General features: G+C 60.5%; 21 protein-coding genes. 13 read left to right on the top strand and 8 right to left on the bottom strand.

All coding sequences use genetic code 11. The features are described 5' to 3' along the window. Positions 1-101: 101 nt before the first annotated feature. From glpE to D8V06_RS12070, 7 genes are all read right to left on the bottom strand, one after another. Positions 102-431, bottom strand: a complete 330-nt coding sequence (gene glpE / locus D8V06_RS12100; RefSeq protein WP_056853541.1) for a thiosulfate sulfurtransferase GlpE — start codon at positions 429-431, stop codon at positions 102-104. A gap of 33 nt (positions 432-464) precedes the next feature. Further along, a complete protein-coding gene (locus D8V06_RS12095; RefSeq protein ID WP_130931022.1) occupies positions 465-1,349 on the bottom strand; it encodes a symmetrical bis(5'-nucleosyl)-tetraphosphatase in 885 nt (294 codons plus the stop codon). Next, positions 1,349-1,729, bottom strand: coding sequence for a Co2+/Mg2+ efflux protein ApaG (apaG, locus tag D8V06_RS12090; protein ID WP_056853539.1), 381 nt, complete (start codon positions 1,727-1,729; stop codon positions 1,349-1,351). The genes D8V06_RS12095 and apaG overlap by 1 nt, the downstream gene beginning before the upstream one ends. A gap of 123 nt (positions 1,730-1,852) precedes the next feature. Further along, complete coding sequence (gene rsmA / locus D8V06_RS12085; RefSeq protein ID WP_056853538.1) at positions 1,853-2,671, bottom strand: 16S rRNA (adenine(1518)-N(6)/adenine(1519)-N(6))-dimethyltransferase RsmA; 819 nt, start codon at positions 2,669-2,671, stop codon at positions 1,853-1,855. Beyond that, positions 2,668-3,657 carry a 4-hydroxythreonine-4-phosphate dehydrogenase PdxA gene (gene pdxA, locus D8V06_RS12080; RefSeq protein ID WP_056853537.1) on the bottom strand — a complete coding sequence of 330 codons (990 nt, stop codon included), beginning with the start codon at positions 3,655-3,657 and terminating at the stop codon, positions 2,668-2,670. The genes rsmA and pdxA overlap by 4 nt, the downstream gene beginning before the upstream one ends. Further along, the gene (gene surA, locus D8V06_RS12075) at positions 3,654-4,976 is read right to left on the bottom strand and encodes a peptidylprolyl isomerase SurA (RefSeq protein ID WP_177336561.1); all 1,323 of its coding nucleotides are present in this window, start codon (positions 4,974-4,976) and stop codon (positions 3,654-3,656) included. The genes pdxA and surA overlap by 4 nt, the downstream gene beginning before the upstream one ends. Continuing rightward, positions 4,951-7,746 carry an LPS-assembly protein LptD gene (locus D8V06_RS12070; RefSeq protein ID WP_130905967.1) on the bottom strand — a complete coding sequence of 932 codons (2,796 nt, stop codon included), beginning with the start codon at positions 7,744-7,746 and terminating at the stop codon, positions 4,951-4,953. The genes surA and D8V06_RS12070 overlap by 26 nt, the downstream gene beginning before the upstream one ends. A gap of 130 nt (positions 7,747-7,876) precedes the next feature. Between D8V06_RS12070 and D8V06_RS12065 the strand changes: the two genes are divergently transcribed. From D8V06_RS12065 to D8V06_RS12055, 3 genes are read left to right on the top strand one after another with little or no spacing between them, the layout of a single operon-like run. Then, complete coding sequence (locus tag D8V06_RS12065) at positions 7,877-8,896, top strand: phosphotransferase (RefSeq protein WP_056853534.1); 1,020 nt, start codon at positions 7,877-7,879, stop codon at positions 8,894-8,896. Continuing rightward, positions 8,893-9,564 carry an N-acetylmuramate alpha-1-phosphate uridylyltransferase MurU gene (murU, locus tag D8V06_RS12060; protein ID WP_130931021.1) on the top strand — a complete coding sequence of 224 codons (672 nt, stop codon included), beginning with the start codon at positions 8,893-8,895 and terminating at the stop codon, positions 9,562-9,564. Before D8V06_RS12065 ends, murU begins: the two co-directional genes overlap by 4 nt. A gap of 1 nt (position 9,565) precedes the next feature. Next, the gene (locus D8V06_RS12055) at positions 9,566-10,333 is read left to right on the top strand and encodes a TerB family tellurite resistance protein (protein WP_056853532.1); all 768 of its coding nucleotides are present in this window, start codon (positions 9,566-9,568) and stop codon (positions 10,331-10,333) included. A gap of 139 nt (positions 10,334-10,472) precedes the next feature. On the opposite strand, the gene D8V06_RS12050 is transcribed toward D8V06_RS12055, so the two are convergent. Next, the gene (locus tag D8V06_RS12050) at positions 10,473-11,465 is read right to left on the bottom strand and encodes an alpha/beta hydrolase family protein (protein WP_130931020.1); all 993 of its coding nucleotides are present in this window, start codon (positions 11,463-11,465) and stop codon (positions 10,473-10,475) included. Between the two features lie 73 nt (positions 11,466-11,538). On the opposite strand from D8V06_RS12050, the gene D8V06_RS12045 reads away from it, so the two are divergent. From D8V06_RS12045 to trpE, 10 genes are all read left to right on the top strand, one after another. Further along, complete coding sequence (locus tag D8V06_RS12045; RefSeq protein WP_130931019.1) at positions 11,539-13,938, top strand: sensor histidine kinase; 2,400 nt, start codon at positions 11,539-11,541, stop codon at positions 13,936-13,938. After that, positions 13,939-14,568 (top strand): response regulator transcription factor, encoded by a 630-nt coding sequence (locus D8V06_RS12040; RefSeq protein ID WP_020798801.1) that lies wholly within the window; start codon positions 13,939-13,941, stop codon positions 14,566-14,568. 326 nt (positions 14,569-14,894) lie between these two features. Then, the gene (locus D8V06_RS12035; protein ID WP_130931018.1) at positions 14,895-16,019 is read left to right on the top strand and encodes an ABC transporter ATP-binding protein; all 1,125 of its coding nucleotides are present in this window, start codon (positions 14,895-14,897) and stop codon (positions 16,017-16,019) included. A 44-nt stretch (positions 16,020-16,063) separates the two neighbouring features. Continuing rightward, positions 16,064-17,107, top strand: coding sequence for an ABC transporter substrate-binding protein (locus D8V06_RS12030; protein WP_056853528.1), 1,044 nt, complete (start codon positions 16,064-16,066; stop codon positions 17,105-17,107). A gap of 251 nt (positions 17,108-17,358) precedes the next feature. Beyond that, positions 17,359-18,606, top strand: a complete 1,248-nt coding sequence (locus D8V06_RS12025) for an ABC transporter permease (protein WP_056853527.1) — start codon at positions 17,359-17,361, stop codon at positions 18,604-18,606. Positions 18,607-18,618: 12 nt separating this feature from the next. Continuing rightward, on the top strand, positions 18,619-19,443 hold the full coding sequence (locus D8V06_RS12020) for an ABC transporter permease (protein ID WP_130905963.1): 825 nt from the start codon (positions 18,619-18,621) through the stop codon (positions 19,441-19,443). Between the two features lie 221 nt (positions 19,444-19,664). Continuing rightward, positions 19,665-20,813 carry an iron-containing alcohol dehydrogenase gene (locus D8V06_RS12015; RefSeq protein ID WP_130906941.1) on the top strand — a complete coding sequence of 383 codons (1,149 nt, stop codon included), beginning with the start codon at positions 19,665-19,667 and terminating at the stop codon, positions 20,811-20,813. An 80-nt stretch (positions 20,814-20,893) separates the two neighbouring features. Beyond that, positions 20,894-21,568, top strand: a complete 675-nt coding sequence (rpe, locus tag D8V06_RS12010; RefSeq protein ID WP_056853524.1) for a ribulose-phosphate 3-epimerase — start codon at positions 20,894-20,896, stop codon at positions 21,566-21,568. Continuing rightward, positions 21,565-22,383, top strand: coding sequence for a phosphoglycolate phosphatase (locus D8V06_RS12005; protein WP_056853523.1), 819 nt, complete (start codon positions 21,565-21,567; stop codon positions 22,381-22,383). Before rpe ends, D8V06_RS12005 begins: the two co-directional genes overlap by 4 nt. Positions 22,384-22,453: 70 nt before the next feature. Next, positions 22,454-23,935: an anthranilate synthase component I gene (trpE, locus tag D8V06_RS12000; RefSeq protein WP_056853522.1), complete on the top strand. Its 1,482-nt coding sequence runs from the start codon at positions 22,454-22,456 to the stop codon at positions 23,933-23,935. The last annotated feature ends 52 nt before the right edge of the window (positions 23,936-23,987 follow it).

The raw sequence follows: 23,987 nt of genomic DNA, 5'->3' as shown, positions 1-23,987 counted from the left end.
ATTCGGGAGGTAAAGGCGAGATACGTAATTAGTTGTGGCAGACCGTTCGTCTGCCACCGCGCTAGCCCACGGCAGCCGCGGGCTTGCGTGTTACAAAAAAATTATTCGGAGGAGCCTTGCGCCGTTTCCGAAGGATAAGTCGTACGCCACAGCTCAAAACCGCCATCCATGCTGTAAACGTCAGAGAAGCCCTGACTGATCAGGTAAGCGGCTGCGCTTTGGCTGGAATTGCCGTGATAGCAGACCACCACGGTCGGCGCGTCGAGGTCGGCAGCGCGGATGAAGTCCGAGATCGAATGGTTATCCAGGTGTTTGGAGCCACTGATGTGCAAGGCGGCATAGGTGGCCGGGTCGCGGATGTCGACTACGACGGCGCCCTGTTCGCGCAGGGTCTGGGCCTGTTGCGGGGGAATACGTTTGAATTCGCTCATGGCGGGTTCCTGTGGCTCGGCTGTAAGCGCAGTCTAACGCGGGACGCTGACTGACGATGGTTCGCAAATGGATGGGGCGACTGGTGGCGTGGCGGGGTGGCCATGCTCTCCGCATTTGCAGGAGAGGCGTTCAAGGCTGTCGACATTCATCAGTGTCAGGGCGCCGCCCCAGACGCAGCCTGTGTCGAGGGCGAAAATACCCGGGGCGTCGACATTGCCTTCCAGGGCGGCCCAGTGACCGAAGATGATTTTCAGATCCCTGGTCTTGCGTTCCTTGTGCTGGAACCAGGGCTTGTAGCCTGCCGGTGCGGTACCCAGGCCTTCCTTGCTCTTGAGATCGAGTTTGCCTTCGGCCGTACAGAAGCGCATCCGCGTGAAATAGTTGGTGATCACTCGCAGGCGCGTCACGCCTTTGAGGTCGTTGTCCCATTTCGCCGGATCGTTGCCGTACATGCCGTCAAGGTAAGGCGGGAACAGGTTGTCGTCACGCAGCGCGGTTTCGACTTCGGCGGCGCACTTCAGGGCTTTGCGCAGCGACCACTGCGGTGGGATGCCGGCATGCACCAGTGCCAGGTTTCGTGGTTCGTCGTAATGCATGAGCTTTTGCTGGCGCAACCAGTCCAGCAATTCGGCGCAGTCCGGGGCCTCGATGATTTCGAGCAGGGTGTCGCCTTTTTTCAGGCGTTCGATGTTCTGCCCGGCGGCCAGCAGATGCAGGTCATGGTTGCCGAGCACGCACACCAGCGATTCACGGATGCTATAGAGGAAGCGCAAGGTTTCGAGCGATTGCGGACCACGATTGACCAGATCACCGACCAGCCAGAGACGATCCCTGGCCGGATCGAATGAAACTTGTTTGAGCAAGCACTGCAGGGCTCCAAGGCAGCCTTGCAGATCGCCGACGGCATACGTTGCCATCAGTGCAACGACCCCGGCACCGCAAGGCGGAACGGTGCGATGACCGCATCGAAGTGTTTACCATCGTCGGCAATCATCTGATACGTGCCCTGCATGGTCCCGACCCTGGTGGTCATGACCGTGCCACTGCTGTAAGTATGGCTTTTGCCGACGTCGATCAATGGCTGTTGGCCGACCACGCCGGCGCCACGAACCTCTTCCACGTGCCCGTCACCATCGGTGATCACCCAGTGCCGTGACAACAATTTCGCCGGTATCAGGCCATTGTTTTTTACGGTGATGGTGTAGGCGAAGGCAAAGCGGTCGTGTTCGGGTTGCGATTGTTCTGCCAGATAGCGGGTGACGACGCTGACGTCGACCTGATAACGAGGATCGGACATGCAAGAGGCCTTAAAAACGAAGCGGGACGCGGGGCATAGCTGATGAGGTTCAGTCTAGGCCAAGTACCGGGTAGTAAACCAGACATGGGCGCTGGTGTCCTACCCGATAACGCTTGGGTTCTGTCAGACGTCCGCTGGCTTGTGCTGGGATTGTTCGCTGAGTTTGTCAGCCAGGCGCACGAAGGCGGCCAGGTCGAGTTGCTCAGGGCGCAGGCTGCCATCAACGCCGGCGGCTTCGATTTCGGCATTGCTCAGCAGCAGCTTGAGGGTATTGCGCAGGGTCTTGCGGCGCTGGTTGAAGGCTTCGCGTACAACGCGTTCCAGCAGCTTGTGATCTTTGGCAGGGTGCGGCAACACAGCGTGGGGCACCAGGCGCACGATGGCTGAATCGACTTTCGGTGGCGGGTTGAACGCGCCCGGGCCGACGTTGAACAGATGCTCTACCCGACAGTGATACTGAACCATGATCGACAAGCGACCCCAATCACCACCGCCAGGACCTGCCGCGAGTCGCTCGACCACTTCCTTTTGCAGCATGAAGTGCATGTCACGAATCAGGTGAGCGTTATGCAGCAGGTGGAAGATCAGCGGCGTGGAGATGTTGTACGGCAGATTGCCGACCACCCGCAGACTGCCTGGCGCCGCATTCAGGCTGTTGAAGTCGAACTTCAGTGCATCGCCCTGGTGCAGGTTGAAATTGCTCTTGCCGGCAAATTGCTGGTTGAGGATCGGTATCAGGTCCTTGTCCAGCTCGACCACGTCGAGTTGAGCGCCGCTGCCGAGCAGGCCCTGGGTGAGTGCGCCCTGGCCCGGGCCGATTTCCAGCAGACGGTCCTCGGCTTTTGCATGGATGGAGCGCAGGATGCGGTCGATGACGCCGGCATCATGCAGAAAGTTCTGGCCAAAACGCTTGCGCGCCTTGTGTTGGTATTGCTCGTTCATAAACGGGTCTCGGCCATCTGGTAGGCGGTTTCCAGGGCGACTTGCAGGCTGCCGGTGTCGATCTTGCCGCTGCCGGCCAGGTCCAGGGCGGTGCCGTGGTCGACCGAGGTGCGGATGATCGGCAGGCCGAGCGTCACATTGACGGCTGCGCCGAAGCCTTTGTATTTCAGCACAGGCAGGCCCTGGTCGTGGTACATCGCCAGCACTGCGTCGCAGTGCTCCAGATATTTGGGGGTAAACAGAGTGTCGGCGGGCAGCGGACCACGCAGGTCCATGCCTTCGCCGCGCAGGCGCTCTAATGTGGGTTCGATGATGTCGATTTCTTCATGGCCCAGGTGCCCACCTTCGCCGGCGTGGGGGTTGAGCCCGCACACCAGGATACGCGGCTGGGCGATGCCGAACTTTTCTTGCAGATCGGCATGCAGGATTCGTGTGACCCGTTCCAGACGCTCCGGGGTGATCGCATCGGCGATCTCGCGAAGTGGCAGGTGGGTGGTGACCAAGGCCACGCGCAAGCCGCGGGTGGCGAGCATCATGACCACTTGCGCGGTATGGGTCAGGTCAGCGAGGAATTCGGTGTGCCCGGAGAAAGCGATGCCGGATTCGTTGATCACACCCTTATGCACCGGGGCGGTGATCATGCCGGCAAAATGTCCATCCAGGCAGCCTTGGCCGGCGCGGGTCAGGGTTTGCAGAACGAAAGCGGCGTTGGCCTTGTCCAGTTGCCCGGCGACGACCTTGGCGTTCAACGGTGTATCCCAGACATACAGGCTGTTGGCTGGCGCGGGCAGATCCGGCCAGTTATCCGGCGTAACCGGCAGCAAGTCGACGGCCACACCGAGCAACGCGGCCCGCTCGAGGAGCAGGTCGCGGCTGGTAATGGCAATCAAGGGGTGTGGCTGGGCTTGCGAGGCGAGCAGCAGGCACAGGTCAGGACCTATGCCGGCCGGTTCGCCGGGTGTCAGCGCGAAACGTTTGGGTTTCACTGCGCTGCCTGGTCGGCGCCAGGGAGTTTGATTTCTACGTACGCTTCGTCACGGATCTGACGCAGCCAGGTTTGCAGCTCTTCGTCGTATTTGCGGTTACGCAGTACGGTCATGGCTTGTTGCTCGCGAGCCTGGGTGGTGCTGTCGGTGGCGCGACGGCCAAGGACTTCCAGGACGTGCCAGCCATATTGAGTCTGGAAAGGCTTGGACAGTTGACCTTGCGGGGTCTTGGCCATCACTTCGCGGAACTCCGGGACCAGTGCGTTCGGATCGATCCAGTTCAGGTCACCGCCGTTGAGTGCGGACCCCGGGTCTTCCGAATAGCTTTTTGCCAGTTCGGCAAAGTCTTCACCCGCTTCGATTCGGCTGTAGAGCGACTGAGCCAAGGCCTTGGTTTTTTCTTCGTCACGGATCGGGCTTGGTTTGACCAGAATGTGGCGCACATGCACTTCATCGCGCATCTGGGTTTCGCCGCCACGCTTGTCGAGGATCTTCAAAATAATGAAGCCGCCCGGTGTGCGCATTGGCTGGGTCACGTCGCCAACCGTCATGGAGCTCAGCAGGCGATCGAAGGGCGGTGGCAGCTGGGCAGCTTTGCGCCAGCCCATGTCGCCGCCTTCCAGTGCGGTTTCACTGGCGGATTTGGCGATGGCCAGCTGACCAAAGTCAGCGCCTTGCTTGAGCTGCTGGTAAACCGCGTCAGCCTGTTTGGCAGCATTCTGAATCGCGTCGGAGTTGGCGCTTTCCGGCGTTGGAATCAGGATGTTGGCCAGGCGGAACTCCTCGGACAACTGCATTTTGCCGAGGTCGGACGCCAGGAAGTTCTTCACTTCCTGCTCGGTTACCTGGATACGTTCGGCCACTCGGCGCTGACGTACGCGGCTGATGACCATTTCGCGACGGATCTGGTCACGCGCGTCGTCATAGGACAGACCGTCGCGAGTCAGGGCGGCGCGGAACTGGTCGACCGACATATTGTTGCGCTGGGCAATAGTGCCGACAGCCTGGTTCAGTTCTTCATCGGTAATGCGGATACCGGAGCGCTCGCCGATCTGCAATTGCAGGTTCTCGACGATCAGGCGCTCAAGCACCTGTTGCTCCAGTACGCTGGCCGGTGGCACGGCAGTGCCGCGCTTGGCGATGGTTTGCTGAACTTCATGGACGCGCTGGTCCAGTTGGCTCTGCATGACTACGTCGTTGTCGACGATGGCCACCACCTTGTCGATGGACTGTACCGCGGCGTTGGCCGCGGTACCCAGGAACAGCGCGCCCAGCAGCAGCGGGCGCAGACAATCAGAAAGCTTGGTCTTCACGTTCACGATAACCTTGGATGCCTTTGTCGAGGAAGCTCTCTACTTTGGAGCCTGTGAGGCCGCCGAGTCCCTTCAGAACAATTTGGAGGAAGACGCCATGGTCGCCTTTTTCGTTTTCCGGAGCGTCTTGACTGGTTTCGTCATAATCGACCCAGTAACGGTTGATCAGGCGCAGTTTCCAGCAGCAGTTGTCGTACTCGAAGCCACCAAAGGCTTCCAGGGTACGGTTGCGGTTGTAGTCATACTGCCAGCGGCTGATGACGTTCCATTGCGGCACGACCGGCCAGATCACCGAGAAGTCGTGCTGGACGATCTTGTAGTAGTCCTTCACGTAGCCAGGCTGGCCCGGGGTGCCATAGTCACCGCCGCCGACCTGCCATTTACCGGAGTTCTGGTCGTAACGAACCTGGTCATTGCGGTAGCGATAGCCGGCGTTGACGACCTTGTTCGGGTTGTCTTCAGGCTGGTAATGGAACATCGCGCTGCCCGAGCGAGGGCTGCGGCTGTCCGGGTCCCAGTTGTAGTCGGCGGTGGTGCGCCAATCGCGGTTCCAGCGATATTCGTATTCCAGCGCATAGGGGGAGACATCTGACTTGGCGTCTTCGCGATCGTTGAAGTCGATGCCTGGCAGTTGGACTTTACGGTCCTTGAAGTACAGGGCCTGGCCGACGCTGATGCGTTGACGCTCAAAACCATCGTCTTCGATCCAGCGGCTGGTTACACCAAGCGACAGCTTGTTCTCGTCGCCGACACGGTCAGAACCGGAGAAGCGGTTATCCCGGAATAGCGACGCATAATTGAAGGTGTATTCGCTGGTGTCGAACACAGGAATGTCTTCCTGATCCTTCTCTGGAACATAAAGATAGAACAGGCGCGGTTCGAGGGTCTGGCGGTAATTCTTGCCGAACCATTGGGTGTTGCGATCGAAATACAGGCCGCTGTCGATGCTGGCGATCGGTACAGCACGGTTCTGGTTGCTGTCGAACGTGCCGTTGAGACGGTCCTGTTCTGCAGTCTGCGCGGCAATCTGGCTCTTGCCGATGCTGTCCAGATCCAGTTGATACTGCGTGTACTGATACTTGAGCTTCGGCGTCAGGAAGCCATAGCTGGCCTCCATCGGGAAGCTGACGGCGGGCGCAAGGTTGAGGCGATCGCCGTTGGCGCGGGCCAGACCTTGTACGTTGGTGTCGAGGCGCGGCTCGACATTACCGTCTTCATCGGTGAAGTTGCCGTTCTTCAAGTCCCGGTCGAACCGCACGAGCTCGGTATCGTAGGTGAAATTGAATCCGCCCGGACGTTCCGGCAGCGCACCGTTGAAGGTGATTTGCGGCAAGCGGTCATACGGCGTGATGTTGGAAACGGTCGCCAGCTGATACGCCTGAGCATTCACGCGAGCGGTGTAGCTGTCACCACGGTAGGTGACCGAACCCTGCTGGTTCACATAGTCAGCGCTTTTCACGCCAATCTGGTCAGTCTGCAGATCCTGGAAGTAATAAGGATCGCTGATCTTGGTGTAGTCGACTTGCGTGAACACGCGCGAGTCGAGACCACCCTTGTGCTGCCAGTTGTACATGTAGCGGGTTTTTTCGTAATCGGTCTGCAGTTTGCGGTCGTCGTTCTCGTCATTGAGGTACGCGGCGCCGAACTGACCTTCGCTGGACTTGGTCAGGTAGCGGAATTCGCCTTCCATCAACAGGCCACGGTCGCTCATGTAACGCGGGTACAACGTGGCATCGTAGTTCGGTGCCAGGTTGAAGTAGTACGGCGTGACCAGCAGGAAGCCGGTGTCGGTGCCGGTGCCGATGGTCGGCGGCAGGAAGCCGGACTGGCGACGGTCGTCGATCGGGAAATAGATGTACGGCGTGTACAGAACCGGAATGTCCTTGACCCGCAGTGTCACGTTGGTCGCAGTACCGAAGCCGGTGGCCGGGTTCAGGGTGATGTTGTTGCCCTTGAGCTGCCAGGCGTTGCTGTTCGGTTCGCACGTGGTGTACGTACCATCCTTGAGGCGGATGATGGCGTTCTCGGCACGTTTGGCGTACAGCGCGTTACCGCGGATACGCGATTTGTGCATCACGTATTCGGCGTTGTCGATTTTGGCTTCACCGGTGTCGAGCTGCACGTCGGCGTGGTCGCCCACGATCAGGGCGCCGTTGTCGCGAACGCGCACGTTGCCGCTCAGTTCACCGCGGCTCTCGGCCTGGTAAAGGTTGGCTTCGTCGGCTTCGACCTGCATGCTGCCCTGGCGCATGACCACGTCACCGGCCAGGGTAGCGACTTGCTCTTCCTGCTTATAACGTGAGGCTTTGGCGCCGATAAAGGTTGGCGCATCGCTTTTATTCGTCTTGTCATTCATGCCAGGACGAATCGGTTCGATATAGGAACCAGAGCAATACGGACCGGTTTCGGCCAATTGCGCTGCGGTGAGCTGTTCACGGGGAACCCAGTCGAGGTGACTGTAGTCTTCGCTACGCGACTTCAGGCCACGGCCTTTGGATTCGGTGACGAGTACGGTCTTGGCGCCAGCGTCCTCGCTGGTACCGCTCTCGGCCGCAGCCTCGTCGGATGCGACTGCGCTGCCGTCATGCACGGGACGCGGAGGCAATGCAGCCGCCGGCGTCTTTGGCGCACAGTCCCAGGCACCCGAAGCAGAGACTGAGCAGTCATACTGTTCCGCGGCGACCACAAAGGAAGTGGCGAGGGGTTGCAAGGCCAGCAGACTGCCGGTTACCAACAACGGAAATTTTTTACGAAACGCGGGGGATTTCAATGCCATCTTATTAGTCCGGGCTTCCTGCGTGCCATCTGCCCGCGGTGTGGGCCGCACGCCTCTCGATGGTCTGAAAAAGATGCTGGATAATAAAGCATGACCCGCTTGACGGCTAGCGCCGTCGGAGACCCTTGCAATGCCTGACCAAGATGTACGTTTGCAACACCTGAAAGTTTGGCTCGATGAGCAATTGGCAATCCTTTTTGCGGATCAGGGTTGGGGTACCGTACCCCCGGCCACGTTGACCGCGGCCAGCAGCGACGCGAGTTTTCGGCGTTATTTCCGATGGGAAGGCGCCGGGAGAAGTTTCGTCGTGATGGACGCGCCACCGCCCCAGGAAAACTGCAAACCCTTCGTGGATATCGCTTTTTTACTGGCGAAATCCGGAATAAATGTGCCGAAAATTTATGCTGAAGACCTCGAGCGCGGATTTCTTTTGCTCAATGACCTGGGCAACAAGACCTATCTGGACGTGATCGACAGCGAAAATGCCGATGCTTTGTTCGACGATGCCCTGCAGGCGCTGTTGGCTTTTCAGCAGTTGCCGATGGTCGCACCCCTGCCGAGTTACGACGTGGCATTGTTGCGGCGCGAGCTCGAACTGTTCCCGCAGTGGTACGTAAAACGCGAATTGGGCATCGAGTTCGACGCCGCGCAGCAAGTGCTCTGGCAGCAAGTCAGCGATTTGTTGATCGACAGCGCGCTGGCTCAGCCCAAAGTCCTGGTCCATCGCGATTACATGCCACGCAACCTGATGCTCAGCGAGCCGAACCCCGGCGTGCTGGATTTCCAGGATGCGGTCTACGGACCGGTGACCTACGACGTGACCTGTCTGTTCAAGGATGCGTTCCTCAGCTGGCCTGAAGAGCGCGTGCGCGGTTGGCTGGAAAGCTATTGGCAGCAGGCTTCGGCGCTGGATATTCCGGTACAACCGGATTTCGAAGATTTCCTGCGGGCCAGTGACCTGATGGGCGTGCAGCGTCACCTGAAAGTGATCGGCATCTTCGCCCGCATCTGTCACCGCGACGGCAAACCGCGTTATCTGGCTGACGTGCCGCGTTTCTTTGACTATATAGATGCAGTGCTCGCCCGCCGGCCTGAGTTGGCGGAGCTGGATGTGTTGCTCGCCAGTTTGCGCGCTGGAGTGAAAGCATGAAGGCCATGATTCTCGCCGCAGGTAAAGGCGAGCGCATGCGCCCGCTGACCCTGACCACGCCAAAGCCGCTGGTTCGCGCCGGCGGTGTGCCGCTGATCGAGTACCACTTGCATGCACTGGCGACTGCCGGTTTTACCGACATCGTGATCAACCATGCATGGCTGGGCCAGCAGATCGAAGATTACCTGGGCGACGGCTCGCGCTATGGCGTCAGGATCCAGTATTCGCCGGAGGGCGAGCCGCTGGAAACCGGCGGCGGGATCTTCCGCGCATTGCCCTTGCTGGGTGATGAGGCCTTTGTCGTGGTCAATGGCGATATCTGGACGGATTATGACTTTGCCGTGTTGCATCAGCCGATTGCCGGGCTTGCTCATTTGGTGCTCGCGAGCAACCCGGCCCATCACCCTGATGGGGATTTCCAATTGATCGATGGGCAGGTCCGTGACGGTCAGTCGGACGCGGCCACCCTGACCTACAGCGGTATCGCGGTGTTGCACCCGCAGCTGTTCGAAGGTTGCTCGGCCGGGGCGTTCAAATTGGCGCCATTGCTGCGTGCCGCAATGTCCGCCGGGAAAGTGTCCGGCGAGCGCCTGAACGGGCAATGGGTCGACGTCGGCACTCACGAACGCCTGTCTGAAGCCGAAGCCCTGATTGAAGCGAGACGCTGACGTGTTGTGGCCAGGGACTCTGATCGGAGCCGGAGCGGGCTTTGCCATTGCCAGCATTCCGGGGGCCATGCTCGGTGCTTTGTTGGGGCAGGCGCTGGATCGGCGCCTGCATCTGCAAAGTTGGGCACATCTGCGGGAAAAGCTCGGCGGTCGCCCGGTTTTGCGCAACGATGAACTGCTGTTCGTGTTGCTCGGCAGGTTGGCCAAGTGCGACGGGCGAGTGGTGGACGGTCATATCCAGCAGGCGCGTCAGGAAATGCGCTCGCTGGAAATGAACGAATCAGCGCAGCGTCGGGCCATTGCCGCCTTCAATCGGGGCAAGTCGGGCAACGACCCGTTGCGCGGATACCTGCGCCGCCTGGGTCATCAGCCCCATGCCGCCGAAGGTGTCCTGCGCGCCTGCTGGCGGATGGTCTGGGCCGATGGTCGCGCGGGGCAACAGGAGCGCGAACTGATCGCGCAATGGGGCAAGTGGCTGGGCTGGTCGACCCGTCAGATCCTGGCGTTGGCCCAAGACTATGAGCCTCAGAAACGTCCAGAGGTTAACCGCGTTACAAGTTATCAGGATGCCTTGCGGCTGCTGGGGGTATCGGCCACCAGTGAGCCGGCGCAGATCAAGCGCGCCTACCGGCGTCTGCTCAGCCGCCATCACCCGGACAAAATTGCCGGCAGCGGGGCGACGGCGTCGCAGGTGCGTGAGGCAACCGAGAAAACCCGGGAGCTGCACAACGCTTACGCGCTGATCCGGCAGCGGCGGGATTTTCGCTAGTCGCCAAGGTGTGTGTCGTCAGTGATTACGCTATCGCGGGCAAGCCTTGCTCCTACTGGATTTGCGTCGTACACGAATTTCGCCATCGACATGAAACCTGTGGGAGCGAGCTTGCTCGCGATAGGGGGCACACGATCTGTCAATCCGCCGCATTCTGCGGATTCAACCAGCCCCGCACCCGGCGAACCAGTTGCTCCTGCTGCGCCTTGTCATTGCCCGGCAACGCCTTGAGCGCTACCTGGCTGAAGGCCGAAGTCTTCAAGCGTTTGCTGGCTTGCAAGCGAGCCAGCGCGGCGTTGCGATCCAGCGGTTTGTCCATGTAAAAGATGTCGGCTGTGGGCAATTTCAGGTTCGGTGCGAGTTGGTCCAGGTCGGGTTTCACTTGCGCCGGCGTTTGCGCGGCAACCATGACGAAGCGTTCGATTTGCGATGGTTGCCGCTCGCTCAGATACCGCGCGGCCCAATAAGCGCCGGTGCCATGGCCCAGAACGACGATGCTGCGGGCGCTTTGCTGTTCGGCGAAGGCTATCGCCGCATCGATACGGGCGAAGATTCTTTCGGCGTCGGCCTTGGACTGTTCTTCACTGGTTTCAGCGACAGGTTTGTCAGGCACTTCAGCTTCACCTCCCGCGACCTGCTCGATAGGGGCGGCGGTGGCCGCGTCCTTGCTGCCGGTATCCGGCGTTTTCGGCACCGGTGGCACTTCGACAAAGCGTGGCGCGATGGCATCGCTTTGCAAGTCCGGCAAGGTGATACTCAGGCTGTTCCATTGCGCGTCTGGCAATTGGCGGCGCAACGGACCGATTGCTTGCGGCCAGTCAACGGTTTCGCCTGCGCCCGGGACGATAATCACCGCGCCTTTGGGCTCGGCGGTATTGGCCGGTTTCCACAGGGCCAGGAACGTGTCGCCGCCCGCTTGCAATTGCTGTTGCTCCTGGGACGGGATTTTTCGCTCGAGGGCGGCCGCTTCTTCCTGGCTACGCTCAGGCAACGGCTGGCGTTCAAGCGGTTTTTCTTCCGCCGGTTGCTCCACGGCGGCAGGTGCCGGGTCGGCGGCCTCGACGGAAAAAGCGCATGGCAGGATCAGCGACAGGCACAATGCTGGCAGTGCCAGGCGGTAGACAGGGGGCATCGGATATTCCAGGCCAGAAGTGATTCCGGCAGCCTAATGGGTTGGTCAGTATTTGTCAGTGTGTGAGAGTTCGATGATGCGTTTTCGCTGCCTGTGGGTTATCGGCTGGTTGTGCTTTCCCTTGATGGGCTGGGCGGCGGCCGCGCCACCGGCGCACGTCGCAGCTTTGTCTGCCGACCAGCAACAATGGCTGGCACAACAGGGCGAGTTGCGTGTCGGGCTGGTGTTGCAGGCTCCCTATGCTCAATACGATCGCCGTTTGCAGCGCTTGTCGGGGGTCAATGTCGAGCTGATGAAATGGCTGGCCAAGTCGCTCAAGGTCGAGCTGAGCTGGCGTAACTTTCCCGATCTCGAGCAGCTTGAGGCCGCCGCGCGTGCCGGTGAAATCGATATCGCCCCGGGACTGAGCCAAACGCCCGGCGGTCTGCGCCTCTGGCAGTTTTCCGATCCCTACATGCGGGTGCCGCAGCTGGTGGTCAGCGACCAGAAAAGCACCGGTGCAGTGGAACTCGAGAAGCTCGACAGCCAGACCCGCGTGGCCGTGCGAATGCCCAGCGCTACCGCCGACTACCTGCGCGGCAACTATCCGCACCTGAACCTTCAGGGCGTGCCGATGGAACGGCAGGCGCTGCAATTGTTGTTGAGTCAGCAGGCTGGCTATGCCGTGGTCGATGAGGCGCAGTTGGGACGGCTGTCGGTCGAACCGGAATTTTCCGGGTTGGTAGTCGTGGGTGATATTGGCCTGCCGCAGTTGCTACGGGTGGCTACGCTGCGCGACAAACCGCAACTGGCCGGCATTGTCGAAAGCGCACTGCGGGCGATCCCGGCCAAGGATCTGGAAACCCTGCACAACCAATGGCTGCAACCCAAGTACCCGCGACTCACCGAATCGCCCGGGTTTTGGCAAAACCTTTGCCTTTTGTTGTTGGTGCTGGCGTTGAGCTGCATGGCCATTGTGCTCTGGCAGCGTCGTCAGCAGCACAGCCTTGAGCAGCGACTGGCGGCCGCGCAGGCCGACATCGCCTTGCGCGCCGCCAGTGAAGAAGCCCTGCGGCTGACCCAGTTTTCCATCGATCAAAGCACTGTCGGCATCCTTTGGGTCAATTGGGACAGTCACGTGCGCTACGCCAACCGTGCCGCCGAAACCATGCTTGGCTATCCATCCGGCGGGATCATCGACCGTCCATTGATCGAGTTCGAACCCGGCCTGCACATGGATCGCTGGTTAAACCTGTGGAAGAGCGCCAGGGCCAGCGACGAAACGCCACAAAGTTTCGAAACCAATTGCTTGCGGGCCGACGGCAGCATCCTGCCGGCCGATGTTTCGCTGAGCTTCCTGCGCTTTCGCGATGGCGAATACCTGGTGGTTTATCTCACCGACGTTACTGAACGTCGCCGCGCCCTGGCAGCGTTGCAGGAAAGCGAGGCGCGGCTGCAGGGGATCGCGGCGAATGTACCCGGACTTGTCTTTCGCCTGGAACGGGCGCCGGTGACAGGTCAGATAGACTTTGCCTACATCAGCGAAGGCAGCGAGAGCCTGGTGGGATACTCGCCGGCGACCCTGGCCCATCGTGACAAAGGCTTGCGCAGCCTGGTGCACCCGGACGACAAGGCCAGTTATCACCAGACCCAGGATCATGCTCTGGATACCGACAGTGACTGGTCCTGGCAAGGGCGGATTCTCACGCGCCAGGGCGAACAGCGCTGGGCGGAAATCAAGGCGATCACCCGGCAACTGGAGGACGGCGCCTATGTCTGGGACGGCATCGTCTGGGACATCAGTGAGAGCAAACGCATCGAATTGGAACTGGCCAGCTCCCGCGAGCAGTTGCGGGAGTTGTCGGCGCACCTTGAGAGCGTGCGCGAAGAAGAAAAGGCGCGGATTGCCCGGGAAGTGCACGACGAGTTGGGGCAGATGCTGACCGTGTTGAAGCTGGAAACGTCCATGTGCGAATTGGCCTACGCGCAGCTCGACCCTGGGCTGAACGAGCGCTTGAACAGCATGAAACGTCTGATCGCCCAGCTGTTCCAGCTGGTCCGCGATGTGGCCACGGCATTACGCCCGCCGATTCTCGATGCCGGGATCGCCTCGGCCATCGAATGGCAGGCCCGGCGCTTCGAGGCGCGCACGCAGATTCCGTGTCTGGTGCAGGTGCCGGACAATTTGCCGGCGCTCAGCGATGCCAAGGCGATCGGTCTGTTTCGCATCCTTCAGGAAGCGTTGACCAATGTCATGCGCCACGCCCAAGCGCATACTGTTGAACTGACACTGACCCGAGAAGGCGAAGTGCTGTGTCTGACGGTCAGTGATGATGGCGTAGGATTCGTCGCCGCAGCTGGCAGGCCAACGTCCTTTGGCTTGGTCGGCATGCGCGAGCGGGTGCTGATCATGGGCGGTGAGTTGTCGCTTGAGAGTGAGCCGGGGGAGGGCACGACCCTGAGTGTGCGAGTGCCATTGGATGAGGATAAATAAGTGATCCGTGTACTGGTAGCCGAAGACCACACCATCGTCCGCGAAGGCATCAAGCAGTTGATCGGCCTGGCCAAGGACTTGCTGGTGGTAGGGGAGGCGAGCAACGGCGAACAATTGCTCGAAACGTTGCGGCATGTACCCTGCGAGGTGGTGTTGCTGGATATCTCCATGCCCGGCGTGAATGGTCTGGAAGCGATTCCCCGGATTCGTGCGCTGAACAATCCGCCGGTGATCCTCGTGCTGTCGATGCATGACGAAGCGCAAATGGCCGCCCGGGCGTTGAAAGTCGGAGCCGCGGGATATGCGACCAAGGACAGTGATCCGGCGCTGTTGCTCACGGCTATTCGCCGGGTCGCCGCAGGTGGTCGTTACATCGATCCTGACTTGGCCGATCGGATGGTCTTCGAGGTCGGCCTGACCGATTCGCGACCGTTGCATTCATTGCTTTCGGAGCGTGAGTTCTCGGTGTTCGAACGTCTGGCCCAGGGCGCCAACGTCAACGACATCGCCCAGCAACTGGCCCTGAGCAGCAAGACCATCAGCACCCACAAGGCGCGCCTGATGCAGAAGCTCAACATCACGTCGCTGGCCGAGCTGGTGAAGTACGCGATGGAACACAAGCTCCTCTGACGCTGTGCCCAATCCCCCTGTAGGAGCCAGGCTTGGCGGCGAAGGCGTCCTCGAAATCGCCTTCGCCGACAAGCCTGGCTCCTACAGGGGGACGGCGCCGGCCGTATCCATTCGCGACAGCCCCTGGATACCCGTTTTGCCGTTGCTTGCGGCCTGCAGCTGACAGCTTGTCGCCGCGTTTGCCAAAACGCGCCATCCTTGTAGGGCAATCCCTACCCCCAACCTTCCATCCGGCTGAGGCGAATCTCTCCTGCGCCCCGATTTGCGCAGGTCCCAGCGTCCACTAGGCTTAGTCCACAGCAGTCATCAACAACAAAGGTGTGGGTATGAGCCAGGTCGATTCAAGTGCAGGGGCCAATGATGTTCTGGTCAGCTTTCGTGGAGTGCAAAAGAGCTACGACGGCGAGAACCTGATCGTCAAAGACCTCAACCTGGACATTCGCAAAGGCGAATTCCTCACCTTGCTCGGGCCGTCCGGCTCCGGCAAGACCACCAGCCTGATGATGCTCGCCGGTTTCGAAACACCGACCGCGGGCGAAATCCTGCTGGCCGGGCGCGCTATCAACAACGTGCCGCCGCACAAGCGCGACATCGGCATGGTGTTCCAGAACTACGCTTTGTTCCCGCACATGACCGTCGCCGAGAACCTGGCGTTCCCGCTGACCGTGCGCGGCCTGAATAAAAGCGACGTCAGTGACAAAGTCAAAAAAGTCCTGAGCATGGTGCAGCTCGATACGTTCGCCCAGCGTTACCCGGCGCAACTGTCCGGCGGTCAGCAGCAGCGTGTGGCACTGGCTCGCGCCTTGGTGTTCGAACCGCAACTGGTCCTGATGGACGAACCCCTCGGCGCCCTCGACAAGCAGCTGCGTGAACACATGCAGATGGAAATCAAACACCTGCACCAGCGTCTGGGCGTGACCGTGGTCTACGTGACCCACGACCAGGGTGAAGCCTTGACCATGTCTGACCGGGTGGCGGTGTTCCATCAAGGCGAAATCCAGCAGATCGCGCCGCCGCGCACCCTCTACGAAGAGCCGAAAAATACCTTCGTCGCCAACTTCATCGGCGAGAACAACCGTCTCAATGGCCGCCTGCACAGCCAGACCGGCGACCGCTGCATCGTCGAGCTGGGACGTGGTGAAAAGGTCGAAGCCCTGGCGGTCAATGTCGGCCGGACCGGCGAACCCGTCACCTTGTCTATCCGCCCGGAACGCGTGAGCCTCAATGGTTCCAGTGAGTCGTGCGTCAACCGCTTCTCCGGAAGGGTGGCGGAATTCATCTATCTGGGCGACCACGTCCGGGTTCGCCTGGAAGTCTGCGGCAAGACCGACTTCTTCGTGAAACAACCGATTGCCCAGCTCGATCCGGGGCTGGCGGTCGGCGATGTGGTACCGCTTGGCTGGCAGGTCGAACACGTTCGTGCGCTCGACCCACTTCTAGAGGCGAACTGATCGCCCTTCTGCTTCACCAACCCTGCACGTGGAGAACAATATCAATGTTGAAATCCCTGAAATTCACAGCTCTGGTCATGGGCATGATCGGCGCCTCGCACGCGATGGCCGCAGGCCCGGACCTGACCGTGGTGTCCTTTGGCGGGGCGAACAAGGCGGCGCAGGTCAAAGCCTTTTACGCACCGTGGGAAGCGGCGGGCAACGGCAAAATCGTGGCGGGTGAGTACAACGGTGAAATGGCCAAGGTCAAGGCCATGGTCGACACCAAAAGCGTGTCCTGGGATCTGGTAGAGGTTGAATCGCCGGAGCTGTCCCGTGGTTGTGACGAAGACATGTTCGAGCAACTGGACCCTGCGCTGTTCGGCAAGACCGAAGATTATGTCAAGGGCGCCATCCAGCCATGCGGCGTGGGCTTCTTCGTGTGGTCGACCGTGTTGGCCTACAACGCCGACAAGCTGAAAACCGCACCGACCAGCTGGGCGGATTTCTGGGACACCAAGCAGTTCCCGGGCAAGCGCGGCCTGCGCAAAGGCGCCAAGTACACCCTGGAATTCGCACTGATGGCCGACGGCGTTGCGCCCAAAGACGTCTACAAAGTGCTGGCCGGCAAGGACGGTCAGGATCGCGCGTTCAAGAAACTCGATGAGCTCAAGCCAAACATCCAGTGGTGGGAAGCCGGCGCACAGCCACCGCAGTACCTCGCTTCCGGTGACGTGGTCATGAGTTCGGCCTACAACGGCCGTATCGCTGCCGTGCAGAAAGAAAGCAACCTGAAAGTGGTGTGGAACGGCGGCATCTACGACTTCGATGCATGGGCCATTCCAAAAGGTCTGGACGCCAAGCGTGCCGAAGCGGCGAAGAAATTCATCGCTTTCTCGGTTCAGCCACAGCAGCAGAAGACCTACTCGGAAAACATCGCCTACGGCCCGGCCAACACCCAAGCCGTACCATTGCTGGCCAAGGATGTCCTGAAAGACATGCCGACCACCCCGGAAAACATCGCCAACCAGGTGCAGATCGATGTCAGCTTCTGGGCTGACAACGGCGAGCAACTGGAACAGCGCTTCAATTCCTGGGCTGCGAAGTAACTGGAGGGCTCGCCCTCCTGTGAGGGCGAGCTTTTGTGGCGAGGGAGCTTGCTCCCGCTTGAGTGCGCAGCACTCACAAAATTGGCAGTGCCAACACGATTTTGGGGCCGCTTCGCAGCCCAGCGCGAGCAAGCTCGCTCGCCACAAGGAATGGATGATCGTTCCCACGCAGAGCGTGGGAACGATCAGTACCAAAAATTCGAAGCGGTATTTACCACTTCTGCAATGACCAAAGATTTCCGGAGTACGCCATGGCTATCGCCGTTCCCGTGAACGCGGGTACTGACCCCACCTTGAAGCAGCGGCTCAAGCATGCCGAGCGGGTCAACCGCTGGAAGGCCCAGGCACTGATCGCGCCATTGGTGCTGTTTCTGTTGCTGGTGTTCCTGGTGCCGATCGTGGCGCTGCTCTACAAAAGCGTGGGCAACCCGGAAGTGGTCGGCGGCATGCCGCGCACCGTGTCCGCCATCGCCAGCTGGGACGGCCGCGGCCTGCCCGCTGAACCGGTTTACAAAGCGGCCGCCGAAGACCTCGCCGAAGCCCGCAAGAATCAAACGCTGGGCGATTTGTCCAAGCGCCTGAACATGGAATTGGCCGGCTACCGCAGCCTGCTGACCAAAACCGCCCGCGCCTTGCCGCTTGCCACCGAGCCGGCCTCTTATAAAGAAGCGCTGGAAGGTCTCGATGAGCGCTGGGGCGATCCGGCCTACTGGCAAGCGGTACGTCGCAACACCAGCAGCATTACCCCGTACTACTTGCTGGCCGCCGTCGATCACCGTATCGACGACCTCGGCGAAATCGCTCCGGCCACTCCGGACCAGGCGATCTACCTCGACATCTTCGCCCGTACCTTCTGGATGGGCCTGATCATCACCGTGATCTGCCTGGTATTGGCCTATCCGCTGGCTTACCTGCTGGCGAACCTGCCGTCGCGCCAGAGCAACCTGCTGATGATTCTGGTGCTGCTGCCGTTCTGGACCTCGATTCTGGTACGGGTCGCCGCGTGGATCGTGTTGCTGCAATCGGGTGGCCTGATCAACAGCGGTCTGATGGCCATGGGCATCATCGACAAGCCGATCGAACTGGTGTTCAACCGCGTCGGGGTCTACATCTCGATGGTGCACATCCTGCTGCCATTCATGATCCTGCCGATCTATAGCGTGATGAAAGGCATCTCGCCGACCTACATGCGCGCCGCGATTTCCCTCGGTTGTCATCCGTTCGCCAGTTTCTGGCGGGTGTACTTCCCGCAGACCTATGCCGGTGTCGGCGCCGGTTGCCTGTTGGTGTTCATCCTCGCCATCGGCTACTACATCACCCCGGCGTTGCTTGGCAGCCCGAACGATCAAATGGTCAGCTACTTCGTCGCGTTCTACACCAACACCAGCATCAACTGGGGCATGGCGACCGCGCTGGGCGGCCTGCTGTTGCTGGCGACGGTCGTGCTTTATCTGATTTACAGCTGGCTGGTGGGCGCGAGCCGCCTGCGCCTGAGCTAAGGGGAGAACGAAATGCTGAGTCCTTACATGTCGCCCATCGAACGGGTGTGGTTCTACAGCTTGCGGATTCTCTGCGGCTTGATTCTGTTGTTCCTGATCCTGCCGGTGCTGGTGATCATTCCGCTGTCGTTCAACTCCGGCAGTTTCCTGGTGTACCCGCTGCAAGGCTTCTCGCTGCAGTGGTATCACGATTTCTTCGCGTCGGCGGAATGGATGCGCGCCCTGAAGAACAGCATCATCGTCGCTCCCGCGGCGACGGTGCTGGCAATGATCTTCGGGACGCTGGCGGCCATCGGCCTGACCCGTGGTGACTTCCCGGGCAAGGCGCTGGTGATGGCGCTGGTGATTTCGCCGATGGTGGTGCCGGTGGTGATCATCGGTGTGGCCAGTTATCTGTTCTTCGCGCCATTGGGGCTGGGCAACAGCTTCTTCTCGCTGATCGTGGTGCATGCGGTGCTGGGCGTGCCGTTTGTGATCATCACGGTGTCGGCGACCTTGCAGGGCTTCAACCACAATCTGGTGCGTGCCGCTGCGAGCCTCGGTGCTTCGCCACTGGTCGCGTTCCGGCGAGTGACGTTGCCGTTGATCGCACCGGGGGTGATTTCCGGTGCGCTGTTCGCCTTCGCGACGTCCTTCGATGAAGTCGTGGTGACCCTGTTTCTCGCTGGCCCCGAGCAAGCGACCTTGCCACGTCAGATGTTCAGCGGTATCCGCGAAAACCTCAGCCCGACCATCGCCGCCGCCGCGACGCTGCTGATCGCCTTCTCGGTAATCCTGCTGCTGACCCTGGAATGGCTGCGTGGCCGTAGCGAGAAACTGCGTACCGCGCAGGTTTGACGGCCAGCGATGATCGTTCCCACGCTCCGCGTGGGAACGCAGCCCGGGACGCTCCGCGTCTCAATCCAGAGCCGAACGCGGAGCGTCCGTTGAGGCATTCCCACGCGGAGCGTGGGAACGATCGTGCTACAGGCTCGCTCATTCATGACCTGAATGGCAGACAACCCCCAATCCCCAGCTACTATTGTGCCCAGCTCCCCTATCTATAAGAGGCTGCGCACATGAGTCTTTCCTCTTTCAAAATCGCTCACAAACTGATCACCGGCGCAGGGGCCATCGAGCAACTGTCGGCCGAGCTCACTCGACTGGACATCGACAACCCGCTGATCGTCACCGACGCTGCGCTGGTCAGGTCCGGCACCGTAGAGCTGGCGCTGGCGCAGTTGGGGGATCGAACCTACGAGATCTTCGACCGGGTGCTGCCCGATCCGGAAATCGCCATTGTCGAAGACTGCATGCGGGTCTACCGCGAAGGCGGGCATGACGGCTTGATCGGCCTGGGTGGCGGCAGTGCCATCGATATTGCCAAGAGTGTTGCGGCGTATGCCGGTTATCACGGCGCGCTGGAGGATTTGTTCGGCGTCGACCAGGTACCGCGCAAAGGCCCGCCGCTGATCGCGATCCCGACCACCGCCGGTACGGGTTCAGAAGTGACCAATGTGGCGATCCTTTCCGACAAGGTCGCGCAATTGAAGAAGGGCATCGTCAGCGATTACCTGTTGCCGGACGTGGCACTCGTCAGTCCGCAAATGACCCTGACCTGCCCGCGCAGTGTCACCGCCGCCAGTGGCGTCGATGCCTTGGTGCATGCCATCGAATCCTACCTGTCGGTCAATGCCTCGCCGATCACCGATGCCCTGGCCATCGGCGCGATCAAGCTGATCGCCCAGGCTTTGCCAAAGGCCTACGCCAATCCGTCCAACCTGCAAGCCCGTGAGGACATGGCTACCGCCAGCCTGATGGCCGGTATGGCGTTCGGCAATGCTGGAGTCGGCGCGGTGCATGCGCTGGCCTATCCGTTGGGTGGTCGCTTCAATATTGCCCATGGCGTCAGCAATGCCTTGCTGCTGCCCTATGTCATGACCTGGAACAAAATGGCGTGCGTCGAACGCATGCAGGATATCGCCGAGGCCATGGGCGTGAAGACCGCGCAGTTGAGCGTCAATGAGGCGGCCGATAAAGCCGTGCAAGCCATGACCGAATTGTGTGCAGCGGTGGAAATCCCCGCGGGTCTGCGCAGTTTCGGGGTGCCTGAGGATGCCATCCCCGCCATGGCTGTGGAAGCCGCGGGCATTGAACGCTTGATGCGCAACAATCCGCGCAAATTGAGCGCGATTGATATCGAGAAGATCTACCGCGCTGCCTACTGATCATCGCGCTCACGGTGCGCGCGCCAAAGCATGAGGTATACAATGCGCGCCATCGTGATTTTGCTCAGAAAAGGTGCGTCATGCAGCCCTTCGTAATTGCTCCGTCGATTCTCTCCGCCGACTTCGCCCGCCTGGGTGAAGAAGTGGACAATGTCCTGGCCGCCGGCGCCGACTTCGTGCACTTCGATGTCATGGACAACCACTACGTGCCCAACCTGACCATCGGCCCGATGGTCTGTGCGGCGTTGCGCAAATATGGCGTGACCGCGCCGATCGACGCGCACCTGATGGTCAGTCCGGTGGATCGCATCGTCGGTGACTTCATCGAAGCTGGCGCGACCTACATCACCTTCCACCCGGAAGCCACGCAGCACGTCGACCGTTCCCTGCAACTGATCCGCGAAGGCGGCTGCAAGTCGGGCCTGGTGTTCAACCCGGCGACCCCGCTCGACGTGCTCAAGTACGTGATGGACAAGGTCGACATGATCCTGCTGATGAGTGTCAACCCGGGCTTCGGCGGGCAGAAGTTCATCCCGGGTACCCTCGACAAGCTGCGCGAAGCACGCGCATTGATCGATGCCTCCGGTCGCGACATTCGCCTGGAGATCGATGGCGGCGTGAACGTCAGCAACATCCGCGAAATCGCTGCGGCAGGCGCCGATACCTTCGTCGCCGGCTCGGCCATCTTCAATGCGCCGAACTATCAGGAAGTCATCGACAAGATGCGTTCCGAATTGGCGCTGGCTCGCCCATGAGTGGTTTTGAGCAGCTGTTCCCGGGAAGCCTGCCAAGGCTGGTGATGTTCGATCTGGATGGCACGCTGATCGATTCGGTCCCCGACCTCGCGGCCGCTGTGGATAACATGCTGCTCAAACTCGGTCGCGCACCGGCCGGTATCGCGTCGGTGCGCGAGTGGGTCGGCAACGGCGCCCCGGTGCTGGTGCGTCGTGCGCTGGCCGGTGGTCTGGATCATTCTAAAGTCGACAATGACGAAGCCGAGCGGGCATTGGAAATTTTCATGCAGGCTTACGGCGCAAGCCATGAGTTGACGGTGGTCTACCCCGGCGTTCGCGATACCCTGAAGTGGCTGCAAAAGCAGGGCGTCGAGATGGCCTTGATCACCAACAAGCCGGAGCGCTTCGTCGCACCGTTGCTCGATCAGCTGAAAATCGGCCGTTACTTTCGACTGATCATTGGCGGTGACACCCTGCCACAGAAAAAACCGGACCCGGCCGCGCTGTTTTTCGTGATGAAAATGACCAACATCCCGGCGTCGCAGTCCTTGTTCGTCGGCGATTCGCGCAGTGATGTGCTGGCGGCGAAGGCAGCAGGGGTCAAGTGTGTGGCATTGAGCTACGGCTACAACCATGGCCGGCCGATTGCCGAAGAGTCGCCGGCTCTGGTGATCGACGATCTGCGCAAGTTAATTCCCGGTTGCCTGGATCCTGCCGCTGAGATAACGTTGCCCGACGCTGTTCAATCCCCTCCTGGAAATCCCATCGTGGTGGTCACTCGCAAACTCTGGATGAAAGTCATCAAGGCCCTGGCCCGCTGGCGTTGGCGCGCCTGACTTGATCCTGGCCGGCTCCCCGGCGCGTTTGCATACCTGACTGTTAGACCCTCAAGCCACGAGGCACATCATGATCCGCGAAGAATTCCTGCGTTTGGCCGCTGCCGGCTACAACCGCATCCCGCTTGCCTGCGAAACCCTGGCCGACTTCGATACGCCGCTGTCGATCTACCTGAAACTGGCCGACGAGCCCAATTCCTACCTGCTGGAGTCGGTGCAGGGCGGTGAGAAGTGGGGCCGTTACTCGATCATCGGTTTGCCATGCCGCACCGTGATGCGGGTTCACGATCATCACGTCAGCGTCACCGTCGATGGCATCGAGACCGAAAGCCACGACGTTGAAGACCCGTTGGCCTTCGTCGAAACCTTCAAGGCGCGCTACAACGTGCCGAGCATTGCTGGCCTGCCGCGTTTCAATGGTGGTCTGGTGGGTTATTTCGGTTACGACTGCGTGCGTTATGTGGAGAAGCGTCTGGGCAAGTGCCCGAACCCGGACCCACTGGGCGTACCGGACATCCTGCTGATGGTGTCCGATGCGGTGGTTGTGTTCGACAACCTCGCGGGCAAGATGCACGCCATCGTCCTGGCTGACCCGGCACAGGAAGACGCTTTCGAGCAAGGCCGCGCCCGTCTGGAAGAGCTGCTGGAAAAACTCCGTCAGCCGATCACCCCGCGCCGTGGCCTGGATTTCAGCAAGCAGCAAGCCGCCGACCCTGTGTTCCGCTCCAGTTTCACCCAGGACGATTACGAAAAAGCCGTCGACACCATCAAGGAATACATCCTCGCCGGTGACTGCATGCAGGTCGTGCCGTCCCAGCGCATGTCGATCGACTTCAAGGCTGCGCCGATCGATCTGTACCGTGCGCTGCGTTGCTTCAACCCGACGCCTTACATGTACTTCTTCAACTTCGGTGACTTTCACGTCGTCGGCAGTTCGCCGGAAGTGTTGGTGCGGGTCGAAGACAACCTGATCACTGTGCGCCCGATTGCCGGCACCCGCCCACGCGGAGCCAATGAAGAAGCGGACCTGGCGCTGGAAAAAGACCTGCTGTCCGATGACAAGGAAATCGCTGAACACCTGATGCTGATCGACCTGGGCCGTAACGACACGGGGCGGGTCTCTGAAGTCGGTTCGGTGAAGCTCACCGAGAAGATGGTCATTGAGCGTTATTCCAACGTGATGCACATCGTGTCCAACGTCACCGGGCAATTGAAGGCCGGTTTGACGGCGATGGACGCACTGCGGGCGATTCTGCCGGCGGGCACGCTGTCCGGTGCTCCGAAGATCCGTGCGATGGAAATCATCGACGAGCTGGAGCCGGTCAAACGCGGCGTCTATGGCGGTGCTGTCGGCTACTTCGCCTGGAACGGCAACATGGACACCGCCATTGCGATCCGCACGGCGGTGATCAAGAACGGCGAACTGCACGTGCAGGCTGGTGGCGGCATCGTCGCCGACTCGGTGCCGGCGCTGGAATGGGAAGAAACCCTGAACAAGCGCCGCGCGATGTTCCGTGCCGTGGCCCTGGCCGAGCAAACCCCGGCAAGCTGAGTTTTCACAAGGAACTCACCGGCAATAGAAAAACGCGTCACCCGAGAGGGTG

Source organism: Pseudomonas sp. Sample_24, from assembly GCF_004307605.1.
Lineage (GTDB): Bacteria > Pseudomonadota > Gammaproteobacteria > Pseudomonadales > Pseudomonadaceae > Aquipseudomonas.
This window is presented reverse-complemented; position numbering and strand designations above follow the sequence as displayed.